Below are 13,582 nucleotides of genomic sequence, written 5' to 3'. Positions count from 1 at the left end.
CGCCGGTGGGCGCTACTTCGCCGCGCCCACCATCCGCAGCACGAGGTCGGCGTAGAGCGCGCCGACCTCCTCGGGCGTGCGCGGACCCTCGATGTTGAACCAGCGGGCCACGTCGATGCAGAGGGAGAGCACCGCCAGGGTCGTCCCATGGACGTCCAGGACCGCGAACTCGCCCGCCGCCACGCCGTCCTCGATGATCCCGCGCACCTCGGCGTCGACCTGGCGGCGCAGCGCGAGGATCTCGGCGCGGGCCTCGGGGCCGAGGGCCTCCAGTTCGTACTGCACGACCCGCGCGGTGGTGCGCCGTCCCGCGTGCCAGCGGACGAAGGAGCTGACGGCCTCCGCGAGCCGCTCGGTCGCGCTGCCCTCGCCGGCCGCCGCCGTACGGAGGATGTCCAGCGCGCGGTCGTGACCGATCCGGCTGATGCGGTGGAGCAGCTCTTCCTTGGTCTTGTAGTGGATGTAGAGGGCGGCCGGGCTCATGCCCGCGCGGCCCGCGATGTCGCGGGTCGTCGTCGCGTGGTAGCCACGCTCGGCGAAGGCCTCCACGGCGGCGACGAGCAGTCGCCTGGCCGCGTCGGGGGTGACCTCGTCCCACGGCTCGATCTCCCCGTCGGCCGTCTCCTGAGCCGTACTCATCGCTCGCTAGCCCCTCTCGGTACAGTCGCTCCACCATACCGCCGAAGGTGAGCGGTTGCTTAGCGCGGCTGTTCGGCCCAGGGGAACCCCTTGGCTCTGCTCGAAGGGGATGTGCTCGGCGAGGAGGTGCTCCGGGCGGGACCGGTCGACCGGCTCAGGATCGTCCGGACTCCTGCCGGTCGCGGATCACCTTCGCCAGGGTGAAGGCGGAAGTCACGAGGTACAGGACCGCGATCGCCAGGAACGCCCGCACCCAGGCGTCCGTGTCGAGCTGGTAGATGCCGATCGCCGTGGCCGCCATGGCGACGCCGAAGGAGGCGACGGCCTGCCCGTAGAACGCGGCCGTGTTCTGCTGCTTGACCGGTGTGTCACTCATGGGGACAGGATCCGGCGGGAGTGGCCCGCGCCACATCCGCTCATGTACTCAGACGGGTACTCAGAACGCCGAGACCCCCGTCAGCGACCGCCCGATGACCAGCTTCTGGATCTGGCTCGTGCCCTCGTAGAGGGTCATCACGCGGGCGTCGCGCAGCAGCTTGCCCGCCGGGTACTCGTCGATGTAGCCGTAGCCGCCGAAGACCTGCAGGGCGTTGTTCGCGGCGCGGACGGCGGCCTCGGAGGCGAAGAGCTTGGCCTTGGACGACTCCACGGCGAACGGCAGCCCGCGGTCGATCAGGTCGGCGACCCGCCAGGTCAGCAGCCGGGCCGCGTCGACGTCGACGGCGATGTCGCTGAGCAGTTCCTGGATCAGCTGGTGGTGGGCGATGGTCTTCCCGAACTGCTCGCGCTCACCGGCGTAGCGCACCGCCGCGTCCAGGGCGGCCCGGGCGATGCCGACACAGCCCGCCGCGACCGACATCCGGCCCTTGGCCAGCGCCGCCATGGCGACCGAGAAGCCCTTGCCCTCCTCGCCCAGCAGCGCGGAAGCGGGCACCCGGACGTCCTCCAGGACCAGCTCGGCGGTCGTCTGGCCGCGCAGGCCGAGCTTGCCGTGGACGGCGCGGCGGGTCAGGCCAGGGGTGTCGGTGGGGACGAGGAACGCGGAGACGCCCTTGTGGCCCGGGGCGTCCGTGGAGCGGGCGAAGAGCAGGACGACATCGGCCCAGGTGCCGTTGGTGATGAACATCTTGGTGCCGTTGACGACGTACTCGTCGCCCTCGCGGACCGCCCGGGTGGCGAGGTGGCCGGCGTCCGAGCCGGTGCCGGGCTCGGTGAGACCGAAGCAGCCGACGTACGCGCCGGAGGTGAGCCCCGGCAGCCAGTGCCGTTTCTGCTCCTCGCTCCCCCAGGCCGCGATCGTCTTGGCGACCAGCCCGAGGGACACCGACACGATCCCGCGCACGGACGAGTCGCCGCGCCCCAGCTCCTCCGTGACCAGGCAGTACGCCAGATGGTCGCCGCCGGAGCCGCCGTACTCCTCGTCGATCGTCAGGCCGAGGAAGCCGACCTCGCCGAGCTTCTTCACGATGCCCCGGTCGACCTCCTCGGCGCGGTCCCAGGCGACGACGTGCGGGGTGATCTCGCGCGTCACGAAGTCGTGGGCGAGCCGCCGGACGGCCTCCTGCTCCTCGCTGAGCCCCAGGTTCACCACGAGATCACCCCACCGGACAAGGCCTTTGAAAGCCGGACATTTAAATTAGCACTGCTAGTTTCCATGGCGCAGCCCTACTATGTGCGCCATGGCCCGACCGCGCAAGCCCCTCCTGAGCACCGACCGGATCGTCGAGACCGCCCGGGCGCTGGTGGACGCGGAGGGCCTGGCGGCCGTCTCCACGCGTCGGCTCGCCGCCGAACTGGGCGTCAGCGGGCCGTCGTTGTACAACCACTTCCGAACGAAGGACGAGATCCTCGAGGCCGTCGCCGACTCGGTGAGCGCCCAGGTCGATCTGTCGATGTTCGAGGACGGCCGGGAGTGGCGGACCGCGCTGCACGACTGGGCGGTCTCCTACCGGGCCGCCCTGCGCGACCACCCGAACATCGTCCCCGTCCTCGCCCAGGGCCCCGGCCGCCGTCCGGCCGGCCTCCGGCTCGCCGACGCCGTCTACGGCGCGATGGTCGCGGCGGGCTGGCCGCCCGCGCAGGCCACCTCCATCGGCGCGCTGATGCGGTACTTCGTGATGGGCTCCGCGCTGGGCTCGTTCGCCGGCGGTTTCGTCGACGACGCGAGCGCCTACGACCCCGCCGACTACCCCCATCTCGGTCAGGCGCACCGTCTCGCCGAACAGCAGGAGAAGATCGACGAGCGGGCCTTCGACACGGGACTGACGGCACTCCTCGACGGGCTGGCCAAGCAGTACGAGCAGCTGCGCTAGGACGTTTCGGCGGGTGCCGAAGTGTTCGTGGCCCATGCTGGATCCATGACCGGCAAGGACGTAAGGGCACCGGGACTGGCCGCTCTCGCGGGGCTCATCGCCGACGAGACGCGGGCCGTCTGTCTGCTGGCGCTGCTCGACGGGCGGGCGTGGACCGCGGGTGAGCTGGCCCGGCACGCGGGTGTGGCCGCGTCGACGCTCAGCGAGCACCTCGGCAAGCTGGTCGCGGGCGGCCTGCTGGCCGAGGAACGGCAGGGGCGGCACCGGTACGTACGTCTCGCCGACGCCCGGGTCGCCCAGCTCGTGGAGGACCTCGCCTCCCGGGTCGTGCCGGTGACGTCCCCGCGCACCCTGCGGGCCGCGAACGCCGGTTCGGCGATGGCCCGCGGCCGCACCTGCTACGACCATCTCGCCGGACGGCTCGGCATCGCCGTCACCGACGCGCTCGTCGCCCGCGGGCTGTTGCGCCGGCACACCGGGTTCGCGCTCACGGACACCGGGCTGCGGTGGTTCCAGGGCGTCGGCATCCCGCTCGCCCGGGCGGGCCGCCGCCCGCTGGCCCGGGCCTGCCTCGACTGGACCGAACGCCGTCCCCACCTCGCCGGCGCCGCCGGCGCGGCGCTGTGCCGGCACGCCCTCGACGCGGGCTGGTGCGTGCGCATCGGCTCGGAGCGGGCGGTGAAGGTGACGGCGGCGGGCGAGCGGGCGCTGGGCGAGCTGCTGGGGCTCGAGGCGGCGGCGCTCCGATAGCGAGACCCCGTCCGAATTCCGCGAGCACCCTCCTCCTTCCCTTCCTAGCCTCAGGAGCATGATGAACAGCCCCCGTACCTCTGTCCTCGCCGCCGGCGCCGCGGTCGTCACGGTCGCGGCCTGGGCCTCCGCCTTCGTCTCGATCCGCAGCGCCGGGGAGGCGTACTCGCCGGGCGCGCTGGCGCTCGGGAGGTTGCTGACCGGTGCGGTGGCGTTGGGGATCCTGTGCCTCGTACGGCGTGAGGGGTGGCCGCCGAGGGCCGCCCGGCCCGGGATCGCGGCGTCGGGGGTGCTGTGGTTCGGGTTCTACATGGTGGCGCTGAACTGGGGCGAGCAGGAGGTGGACGCCGGGACGGCGGCCCTGGTCGTGAACATCGGGCCGCTGCTCATCGCCCTGCTGGGCGCACGGTTTCTCGGCGACCGGCTGCCGCCGAGGCTGCTGGCGGGGATGGCGGTGTCCTTCGCGGGCGCGGTGACCGTCGGGCTGTCGATGTCGGGCGGGGGCGGGTCCTCGCTGCTGGGCGTGGCGCTGTGTCTGCTGGCGGCCGTGGCGTACGCGGGCGGGGTGGTGGCGCAGAAGCCGGCGCTCGGGCACGCGAGCGCGCTGCAGGTGACGACGTCCGGGTGTCTGGTCGGGGCGGTGATGTGTCTGCCGTTCGCCGGGCAGTTGGCGCACGAGGCCGCCGACGCCCCGCTGTCCGCCACCCTCAACATGGTCTACCTGGGCGTCGTTCCGACCGCGCTCGCCTTCACCACCTGGGCGTACGCCCTGGCCAGGACGACCGCAGGCCGTATGGGCGCGACCACCTACGCCGTACCCGCGCTGGTGGTGCTGATGTCGTGGCTGGCGCTCGGCGAGGTGCCGGGGCCGTTGACGCTGGCGGGCGGGGCACTGTGTCTGGCGGGTGTGGCGGTGTCCCGGTCCCGGCCTCCTCGGGCCACGGCGGAGCGGCAGCCCGAGGAGGCGGACGTCTCAGCGTGAACGGACCCGGCCCGAGGGGACCTCGATGGGATCGGGGCGATCACGGAGAGGGCGACGATGCGGGCGGAGTCCGCCAGGGGGGTGCCCGTCGCCTCGAGGGGCTAGTGCCGCGGCAGGCAACGTTCGCCCCGTCGCGACGCCCGGCACGCCCTCTCGCCGCACCGGGCACAACCCCAAGTACGTCCAGTACGAGGGCTTGCGCCCGGCACGCCGAGAGCACGCTCCCCCACTCTCGGCTTCGCTCGAGCGGGAGGGACCCCCACGACGCCGCTCCTTGACGGGCAAACGTTGCCTGCCGCGGCACTAGAAGACGACGAGGGCCCTTCCGCCCTTGCCCGCCAGCATGTTCTCGAAGGCCGCCGGGATGCCCTCCAGGGCGATGCGTTCCGTCACCAGGGCGGAGAGGTCCAGGCGGCCCGCCCGGACGTGCTCGGCGAGCACCGGCAGGTCCCGAGCCGGGTCGGAGTTGCCGTACACACAGCCCGAGAGGGTCCGGCCCCAGTGGAAGAGTTCCAGGGCGTTGAAGGTGACCTGCTGGTCCTTGCCGCCGATGCCGACGACCGTGGTGCGGCCGCCGCGCCGGGTGGACTCCCAGGCCGTGCGGATGGAGACCGCCCGGCCCACGCACTCCACGGCCACGTCGACGCCCTGCTTGCCCGTGAGGGCGCGGATCTCGCGGGCCGTCCGGTCGGAGGCGAGCACGTACTCCGTGGCGCCCGCCGCTCGCGCCAGCTCCTCCTTCTCCGGGGAGAGGTCCACGGCGACGATCGTCGAGGCGCCGGCGATCCGGGCGGCCTGGAGGGTCGCGAGCCCGACTCCGCCGACACCGAAGACGGCGACCGTCTCGCCGGGGCGGACGCGCGCCGAGTGGTGGACGGCGCCGTAGCCGGTGAGGACCGCGCAGCCCAGGAGGGCCGCGTCGGTGAGCGGGACGCCGTCGGGCAGGGGCAGGACGCAGGAGGCCTGGACGACCGTCTCCTCGGCGAACGCGGCGACGTTCAGACCGGGGTGGAGGTCGGTGCCGTCGGCGGTGCGGGCGTACACGTCGGCGGAGCCGTTCAGGGCGTTGGCGCACAGCCAGACCTCGCCCAGCCCGCAGGCGTGACAACCGCCGCAGGAAGGAGCCCAGTTGAGGACGACACCGTCACCGGGCCCCACCCCCGTGACGCCCTCCCCCACGGAGACGACCGTCCCCGCGCCCTCATGGCCGAGCACCGCGGGGACCGGCACCCTCATCGTCCCGTCGGACAGGGACAGGTCGGAGTGGCAGACCCCGGCGGCGGCGAGGCGGACACGCACCTGGCCGGGGCCGGGTTGCGGGAGGTCGATGTCGGTGATCTCCAGGGGAGCGCCCACGGCGGGCAGTACGGCGGCGCGAACCACGGCAGCCTCCTCAGAACTGCAGGGACTTGGTCTGGAGGTACTCGGCGAGCCCGTGCGCGCCGAGTTCCCGGCCCACGCCCGACTGCTTGTAACCGCCGAACGGTGCCATCGGGTTGAAACGGCCGCCGTTGATGTGCACCTGGCCGGTGTCCAAACGCCGGGCGAAGGCCACCGCCTCGGCCTCCTCGCCGGCCCAGACAGCGCCGGCCAGGCCGTAGACCGTGCCGTTGGCGATGCGCAGGGCGTCCTCCTCGTCGTCGTAGCGCAGGATGGACAGGACCGGGCCGAAGATCTCCTCCTGGGCGATCGTCATCTCGGGCGTGACGTCGGCGAAGACCGTCGGCGCGATGAAGTAGCCCCGCTCGCGAGGGGATTCGGGGCCGCCCGCGACCAGCCGGGCGCCCTCGGCGATGCCCTTCTCGATGTAACCGCGCACGCGTGCCTGCTGTTTGGCGCTCACCACCGGGCCGATGCGGTCGGCGTACGTGGCGGCGGTGGCGGCCGCCAGTTCGACGGCCTCGTCGTACTGGTCGCGGTGGACCAGCATGCGGGTCCAGGCGCTGCAGGTCTGGCCGGAGTTGGACATCACGTTGGCGACGCCGACGGTGACCGCCCTGGCGAGGTCGGCGCTCGGCAGGATGACGTTGGCTGACTTGCCGCCGAGCTCGAGGGCCACCTTCTTGACGGCGGCCCCGGCGGTCGCGGCGATCTGCTTGCCGACGGCCGTGGAGCCGGTGAAGGAGACCAGGTCGACGCCGGGATGTTCGGCGAGGGCCTGGCCGGCGACCGGGCCGAGGCCGGTGACGACGTTGACGACACCGGCCGGGACGCCCGCCTCGTGGACGGCCTCCGCGAAGAGCTGGGCGGTGAGCGGGGTGTCCTCGGCGGGCTTGAGGACCACCGTGCAGCCGGCGGCCAGGGCCGGGGCGACCTTGGCGACGATCTGGTGCAGGGGGTAGTTCCAGGGCGTGATCGCGGCGACCACGCCGATCGGCTCGTGGAAGACCGTCGAGTTGCCGACCTTCTCCTCGAAGGAGTGGGTGGCGGCGAGGTCGGCGTAGGAGCCCGCCACCGCGATCGGCAGGCCCGCGTGGACCGCTTGGGCGAGGGGCGGCGGGGAGCCGAGTTCGGCGGTGACGGTCTCGGCGATCTCGTCCTTGCGGGCCGCCAGGACGTCCCGGAGGGCGCCGAGGCGGGCGGCGCGCTCGGTGGGCGGGGTGGCCGCCCAGCCGGGCAGTGCGGCGCGGGCGGCCCGTACGGCGGCGTCGACGTCCTCGGCGTCGCCCGCCGGGACCCGGGCGATCACCTGCTCGTCGGCCGGGTCGACGACCTCGATCACGTCCTGGCTCGCGGCGGGGCGCCAGCCGCCGTCCAGATAGATGCCGTCGTGTGCCTTCATCGCGTTCCCTCCGGGCGGTGCTCGTCGTCCGTGCCCCAAACTAGCGTCGTTAGTTTTCCGACACCAGGGCGGCCCGGGGTGACACGGGAGGCGCACGGGGAGTGGGACGGGTCACTCCTCCAGGTCCGGCAGCCGCGCGGGGGCCGGGCAGATGCGGTCGCCGTGCTGGTCGAAGACGAAGAGGTGGGCGGTGTCGACGAGGAGGGGCACCTGCATGCCGTGGCGGAGGTCGAAGTCGGGGGTGGTGCGGACCACGAGGTCGCCGGGGACACGGGTCTCGGGACCGGCGGGCGGGAGGTCCCGCTGTGCCGGTTCGTCCAGGACGACGACCGGGCCCGCCCGCAGACTGCCCGCGCGTTCCCGCAGCCGGTCCAGCACGCGGCCCTCACGGCGGCGCCGGGGCGGGCGCGGGACCGGCCGGGGCGCCTCCAGCTCCGGTACGACGGCGGGGCTGGAGCCGGTGTTGAAGTGAACCAGGACCTCGTGGCCCTGGAACTCCACGTGCTCCACGAGCCCGGTGATGTGCGTCTCCTCTGCGCGGGCCTCGGCGGGCGTGGCGATGCGCACCGCCTCCGAGCGCAGACCGACGATCACCTCGCGGCCCTGCTGCACGCGCAGCAGCCGGTGGTCCAGCGAGAGGGGCTCGGGCAGGCGCAGGGCCTGCTTGCCGAGGCTGATCGTCATGGCCCCGTCGAGCGGGGCGCGGACCAGACCGCGCAGGAGGTTGATGCGCGGGGTTCCGATGAAGGCGGCGACGAAGATGTTGCGGGGCAGCGCGTAGACCACCCGCGGGCTGTCGAGCTGCTGGAGGATGCCGCCGCGCAGGACGGCGACCCGGTCGCCGAGCGACATGGCCTCGGCCTGGTCGTGGGTGACGTAGACCGTGGTGACGCCCAGCTCCCGGGTCAGCTTGGATATCTCGGCGCGCAGATGGTTGCGGAGCTTGGCGTCCAGGTTGGACAGGGGCTCGTCCATCAGGAAGGCGGAGGGGTGGCGGGCGATGGCCCGGCCCATGGCGACGCGCTGGCGTTCACCGCCGGAGAGCTGGGCGGGGAAGCGGTCGAGGAGGTCCTCGATGCCGAGCATCCGCGCGGTGGCGTCGATGCGCGGGCGCGGGTCGGCGCCCGGGGTCTCGATGCGCAGGGGGAAGCCGATGTTGTCGCGGCCGGTCATGTTCGGGTAGAGGGCGAAGTTCTGGAAGACCATCGCGATGTCCCGCGCGGACGGCGGCAGATCGTTGGCGTAGCTGCCGTCGAGGAGCAGCTCCCCCTCGGTGATGTGCTCCAGGCCCGCGATCATTCTGAGCACGGTGGACTTGCCGCAGCCGGAGGGCCCGAGGAGGACCAGGAACTCGCCTGGTTCGATGTGCAGCGACAGCCGGTCCACGGCCCGGACTCCTCTGGCGTGGACCTTGCTGATGTCGTGCAGGGAGATGGCGCGTGTCATGGAAGCGTCCCCGGGTGCCAACTGGTCTCGTGAGTCACGGAAGTTAACGGACTGTGCACGCCCGGGGGAAGGGACACGCCCGGATCGGACGTCGCGGTCCGACAAGTGAGAAACCGGACGGCCCGGTTCGGCTCAGGGGGCGCGTGGGGCGAGGAGCCGGCTGAGGTGTGCGAAGACGACGAGGTTGCCGTCGTAGCCGGCCCTGCGGTCGAAGGTGCCGCCGCAGGTGATCAGCCGGAGCTCGGGGCGGCCCCGGTCGCCGTACACCTCCTGGTTGGGGAAGTGCGCCTTCTCGTACCTGCGGAGGGCGTCGACGACGTAGACGGCGGTCCGGCCGTCGGCGCGGCGGACCTCGATCAGCTTGCCCCGCCCGAGTTCGGAAAGGCCGCCGAACACGGCCGGCCCGGTGTCCGTGTCGAGGTGGCCGACGGCCACGGCGGTCCCCGGCTCGCCCGGCGTCGGGCCCTCCGCGTACCAGCCGACGCGGTGGGCGTCGTTCTCCGGGGGCGCGGGGAGGCGGCGCCGGGCATCGAGGCGGAGGTCCATGACGGGGGCGTCCACGCCGATGTAGGGGATGGCGAGACGGGTGGCGCGGGAGCGCGGGAGCGGGCGGGGGGTGGCGGGCTTGACGCGGGGGCGGACGGGGGCCGGCCGAGCCGACTGGCCGGTTTGCCGTGACCGGCCGGGCTGACCGGGCTGACCGGACTGACCGGCTCGCCCCGGCTGCCCTTCCCGACCGGGCCGCCCCTGGCTGCCGGTCCGCCCCGGCTGATCCGGCCGGCCCGACGGACCTCGCCGACCCTGCTGACCCGAGCCGTCCGGCTCCCCCGCCCGGCCCGGCGCACCTTGCCCGTCGGTCCGGCCCGAGGCGCCCGGTCGGACCGGCTTGCGCGGGTCCGGGGCTCCGCTGCCCCGGGAGTCGCCGTCGGCAGGCGTCCGCCCGGGGCGGGAGTCCCCGTCCTGGGGGCGCGGAGCCCCGGCACCCCCGGAGACGGGGGCCCCCGAGGACCCCGGTGCCGTCTCCCGGCCGGGCGTCCCCGGCCGCCGGGACGCGTCGGCCGCCTCGGCGGAGCCCCCCGGGGCGGCCGAGGCCGCCCCCGGGGGTCGTTCGTCCTGGGTCCAGTGGACGCACCCCGTGACCAGCGTGGCGGTCAGTACGGCCGTCCGGGTCAGACGGAAGGCGCGCGTCCGGTGCCAGGGCCTGGGCCTGCGCCTGCGTCTACGCGGCGCCATGCGGGCGGCGACGGAGCCGGAACCAGACCACCCCGCCGACGGCGGCCACACCCACGGCGGCGGCACCGGCGACCGGGCCGAGCGCGGCGTCACGGGCGATTCCGCCACCGCCGGCCGGCGGGCCACCGTGCGGGCCGCCGTGGTGCGGACGGGTGGTGGGCGGAGCCGTGGTCGGGGGCGGCGAGGTCGGCGGGGTGGTGCAGTCGACGGTGAACACCTTCTCCTTTCCGGTGCCGCCGCCCCCGGTGATCACCCACACCAGCTTGTACTGGCCGTCCGGGAGGATCAGGTCCTCGGTGTGGCCGACACCGCCGGCGAGGTCGATCTCGCCCTCGAGCGAGGCGCCGTTCGGGTCGAGCGGCTGGGTCTCGATGGTCCAGGTGATGTTCTGGACGGTGTCGAAGTTGGCGGCGTCGAGGTAGAACGAGCAGACCCTGGGATCGTCGCGCGGGTCGCCGACCTTCGTCCCGTCCGGCCCCTGAAGGCTGCGGTGGATCTTGACGGTGCCGTTGTCTCCGGGCGCCATGGGCGCGGCGACCGCGGCCGGCGCCGTCAGGGCGCTCCCCGCGACGACGAGGGCCGCGAGGGCGGCGGTGCGGGCGCCGGCGCGGCGTGGACGGGGCGTGGCGTGCATGCGCGATTCCTCCGAATCAGATGATTTTCATACAAATCACTTGGTATCTGACTCTTTGTCACACATCCGCACGCAATGGTGGGAGCCTCGCCCCGGGGTCTGTCAGTTGTCCCTCTTCCGGCCCACGGCCGACCCGGGGCGACGGGGGTCGGCGGCCGGCTCCCCCGGCCCCCGGGCGGGCTTCGCCGGCGAGCGCAGCGCCACCCCCGACGACAGGAGCAACAGCACGCCCAGCATCACGAAGGGTGCGGCCACGCCCGCCACCCCGGCGACCAGGCCCGCCGCCGCGGGCGCCGCGACCTGGCCGAGACGGTTGCCGGTCAGCCGCAGCGCGAGGGCCGTGGAACGGGCGCCGTCGGGCGCGGCCTGCACGACCGTCGTCATGGACAGCGGCTGTCCGACCCCGAGACAGAACCCCAGGAGGGCGAGCATCACGCCCAGCGCCCAGACCGGCACCGGCAGCGCGATCCCCGCGCACAGCACGGCCGCCAGCAGACAGGTCACGGCGAGCAGCAGTGTCCGGCCGAGCAGCCGGAGCAGCGGTGTGAGGACCAGGCGGCAGGCGATGGTGGCCGCCGCGCGGACGCTGAGCAGGACACCGATCACCGTGGGCGCGATGTCTCGGTGTTCGCCGACCACCGGGAGGTAGGCGGTGAGGATGTCGGTCGCGGAGAGGACGGCGAGGCTGACGAAGATGCCGGCGGGGACGCCCCGGGCGCGCAGGATGCCGCCCACCGGGACGCGGTCGCCGTTCGCCGTACGGGACTTGGGCTCCGTATCGCGGTGTTCGATGCGCCAGAGAGAGGTGAACGCGACCGCGCAGCCCGCGCCCGCGACGAGCAGGGCGAGGGCGCTGCTGCCCGCCATGTCGTCGCCGCCGATCAGGGTGCCCGCCGCGATCGGGCCGACCAGCTGGCCGAGGGAGGCCCCGATCGTGAAGTGGCCGAAGTTGCGGTCCTGTTCGTCCGGGGCGGACTGCCGGGCGACCAGCGACTGGGAGCCGATGACGAAGCAGAGGTGGCCGAGGCCCATCACCCCGCTCCACAGGGCCATCGCCCAGAGCGAGCCGGCGAGACCGCTCAGGGCGCAGCCGCCGGATATGAGCACCACGCCCACCGGCAGCAGCGGGGCGCAGCGACCGTGGTCCGTGCGGCGGCCCAGGGGTACGGCGGCGAAGAGCGGCAGCAGCGCGTACACGCCCGCGACGACGCCGATCGCCCGTTCGTCGGCGCCCAGCGCGAGGGCCCGGTAGGAGACGGCCGGCCTGGCCATCGACACCGCCCCCTGCGCGAAGCCGAAGGCGATGACGAGACGGAGCAGCCAGCCGCGGTTCCTGCCGGGCCTCACAAGTTCCTCCATGTACGCGCCGGAGCGGTCAGATGATGCCGAACAGCAGGCCCGCCCCGAGGATCACCAGGCAGGTGAGTGCCGCCCACTTGACGACGAACCGGGTGTGGTCGCCGAACTCGACCTTGGCCATGCCGACCAGGACGTAGACGGCCGGGACCAGCGGGCTCGACATGTGCAGGGGCTGGCCGACGAGGGAGGCGCGGGCCATCTCCAGCGGGGTGACGCCGTGGGCGGCGCCGGCCTCGGCGAGCACCGGGAGGACACCGAAGTAGAAGCCGTCGTTCGACATGAAGTAGGTGAGCGGCAGGCTCAGGACGCCGGTGACGAGCGCCATGTGCGGGCCCATGCCCTCGGGGATGACGTCCACCATCCACTTGGCCATGTGGTCGACCATGCCGGTGCCCTGCAGCACGCCGGTGAAGACGGCGGCGGCGAAGACCATGCCGGAGACGTTGAGGACGTTGTCGGCGTGGGCGGCGAGCCGGGCCTTCTGGTCCGGGATGTGCGGGAAGTTCACGGTGAGCACGAGGGCGGCGCCGATCAGGAACAGCACCGGGATCGGCAGCCATTCCATGATCATGGCGGTGAGCAGCGCGACCGTGAGCAGCGCGTTGAACCAGTACAGCCTGGGGCGCAGGGTGGCCCGGTTCGGGTCGAGGCCCTTGAAGCCGTCCTCGGCCTCGTCGTCGCCGAGGGTGGCGGCGGCGCCGGAGCCCGCGGCCGGAGCGGCACCCTTGCCGGAGCCGGTGCCGCCGGCGCCGACCAGGACGGTCTCGGCCTCCTTCTCCTCCACCAGCACCTCGTCCAGCGTCAGCACGCCCAGCCGCTTGCGCTCACGGCGGCCGAGGACGAACGAGAGCGCGATGACGAAGAGGAGGCCCACGGCCAGGGCCGGGATCATCGGCACGAAGATGTCGCTGGCGTCCAGCTTCAGCGCGGTGGCGGCGCGGGCGGTCGGACCGCCCCAGGGCAGCGTGTTCATCACGCCGTTGGCCATGGCGGCCACCCCGGTCATCACGACCAGGCTCATCTTCAGGCGCTTGTACAGCGGGTACATGGCCGAGACGGTGATCATGAAGGTGGTGGAGCCGTCGCCGTCGAGCGAGACGATCGCGGCGAGGACCGCCGTACCGACGACGATCCGGAGCGGGTCGGCCTTGCAGAACTTCAGGATCGCCCGGACGATCGGGTCGAAGAGGCCGACGTCGATCATCACACCGAAGTAGACGATCGCGAACATGAGCATCGCCGCCGTGGGGGCGAGGCTGCCGACGCCTTCGATGACGTAGTCACCGAGCTTGGCGCCCTTCCCGACGAAGACGCAGAACAATGCCGGGATCAAGACGAGCGCCGCGATCGGCGACATCTTCTTCAGCATGATCAGGACCAGGAAGGTCGCGATCATGGCGAAGCCGAGGATGGTCAACATGTATGGATACCTAACGTTCGCCCTT

General features: G+C 73.1%; 12 protein-coding genes and 1 pseudogene. 3 read left to right on the top strand and 10 right to left on the bottom strand.

The features are described 5' to 3' along the window. Positions 1-12: 12 nt before the first annotated feature. The 3 genes and pseudogenes from ACIBVL_RS26865 to ACIBVL_RS26855 form a co-directional block, all read right to left on the bottom strand. Complete coding sequence (locus tag ACIBVL_RS26865) at positions 13-639, bottom strand: TetR/AcrR family transcriptional regulator (protein WP_399100636.1); 627 nt, start codon at positions 637-639, stop codon at positions 13-15. 96 nt (positions 640-735) lie between these two features. Then, positions 736-1,015, bottom strand: a pseudogene (locus ACIBVL_RS26860) (YiaA/YiaB family inner membrane protein); the annotation flags it as partial. A 60-nt stretch (positions 1,016-1,075) separates the two neighbouring features. Next, complete coding sequence (locus ACIBVL_RS26855) at positions 1,076-2,227, bottom strand: acyl-CoA dehydrogenase family protein (RefSeq protein ID WP_399101234.1); 1,152 nt, start codon at positions 2,225-2,227, stop codon at positions 1,076-1,078. Between the two features lie 91 nt (positions 2,228-2,318). On the opposite strand from ACIBVL_RS26855, the gene ACIBVL_RS26850 reads away from it, so the two are divergent. From ACIBVL_RS26850 to ACIBVL_RS26840, 3 genes are all read left to right on the top strand, one after another. Then, positions 2,319-2,951 (top strand): TetR/AcrR family transcriptional regulator, encoded by a 633-nt coding sequence (locus tag ACIBVL_RS26850; RefSeq protein WP_399100634.1) that lies wholly within the window; start codon positions 2,319-2,321, stop codon positions 2,949-2,951. Positions 2,952-2,996: 45 nt separating this feature from the next. Next, entirely contained in the window at positions 2,997-3,701 is a 705-nt protein-coding gene (locus ACIBVL_RS26845; RefSeq protein WP_399100632.1) for an ArsR/SmtB family transcription factor, read from the top strand. 61 nt (positions 3,702-3,762) lie between these two features. After that, positions 3,763-4,683 (top strand): DMT family transporter, encoded by a 921-nt coding sequence (locus tag ACIBVL_RS26840; protein WP_399101232.1) that lies wholly within the window; start codon positions 3,763-3,765, stop codon positions 4,681-4,683. Positions 4,684-4,986: 303 nt separating this feature from the next. Here ACIBVL_RS26840 and ACIBVL_RS26835 read toward each other — a convergent pair whose 3' ends face one another. The 7 genes from ACIBVL_RS26835 to ACIBVL_RS26805 all read right to left on the bottom strand — a co-directional run bounded on the left by ACIBVL_RS26835 (position 4,987) and on the right by ACIBVL_RS26805 (position 13,557). After that, complete coding sequence (locus tag ACIBVL_RS26835) at positions 4,987-6,066, bottom strand: Zn-dependent alcohol dehydrogenase (RefSeq protein ID WP_399100629.1); 1,080 nt, start codon at positions 6,064-6,066, stop codon at positions 4,987-4,989. 10 nt (positions 6,067-6,076) lie between these two features. Continuing rightward, the gene (locus ACIBVL_RS26830) at positions 6,077-7,465 is read right to left on the bottom strand and encodes an aldehyde dehydrogenase family protein (protein WP_399100627.1); all 1,389 of its coding nucleotides are present in this window, start codon (positions 7,463-7,465) and stop codon (positions 6,077-6,079) included. Positions 7,466-7,576: 111 nt separating this feature from the next. Next, complete coding sequence (locus tag ACIBVL_RS26825) at positions 7,577-8,911, bottom strand: ABC transporter ATP-binding protein (protein WP_399100625.1); 1,335 nt, start codon at positions 8,909-8,911, stop codon at positions 7,577-7,579. A 132-nt stretch (positions 8,912-9,043) separates the two neighbouring features. Next, positions 9,044-9,472 (bottom strand): class F sortase, encoded by a 429-nt coding sequence (locus tag ACIBVL_RS26820; protein ID WP_399100623.1) that lies wholly within the window; start codon positions 9,470-9,472, stop codon positions 9,044-9,046. 658 nt (positions 9,473-10,130) lie between these two features. Then, positions 10,131-10,778 (bottom strand): hypothetical protein, encoded by a 648-nt coding sequence (locus ACIBVL_RS26815; protein WP_399100621.1) that lies wholly within the window; start codon positions 10,776-10,778, stop codon positions 10,131-10,133. Positions 10,779-10,880: 102 nt separating this feature from the next. Beyond that, entirely contained in the window at positions 10,881-12,125 is a 1,245-nt protein-coding gene (locus ACIBVL_RS26810) for an MFS transporter (protein ID WP_399100619.1), read from the bottom strand. Between the two features lie 28 nt (positions 12,126-12,153). Continuing rightward, complete coding sequence (locus tag ACIBVL_RS26805; RefSeq protein ID WP_399100617.1) at positions 12,154-13,557, bottom strand: CitMHS family transporter; 1,404 nt, start codon at positions 13,555-13,557, stop codon at positions 12,154-12,156. Positions 13,558-13,582 lie beyond the last annotated feature (25 nt).

Origin of the sequence: Streptomyces sp. NPDC049687 (genome assembly GCF_044465285.1) — a bacterium.
In the GTDB taxonomy this organism is placed as follows: Bacteria; Actinomycetota; Actinomycetes; order Streptomycetales; family Streptomycetaceae; genus Streptomyces.
Note: the sequence above shows the minus strand (reverse complement) of the source record. Positions and strands in the feature narration are given on the sequence as shown.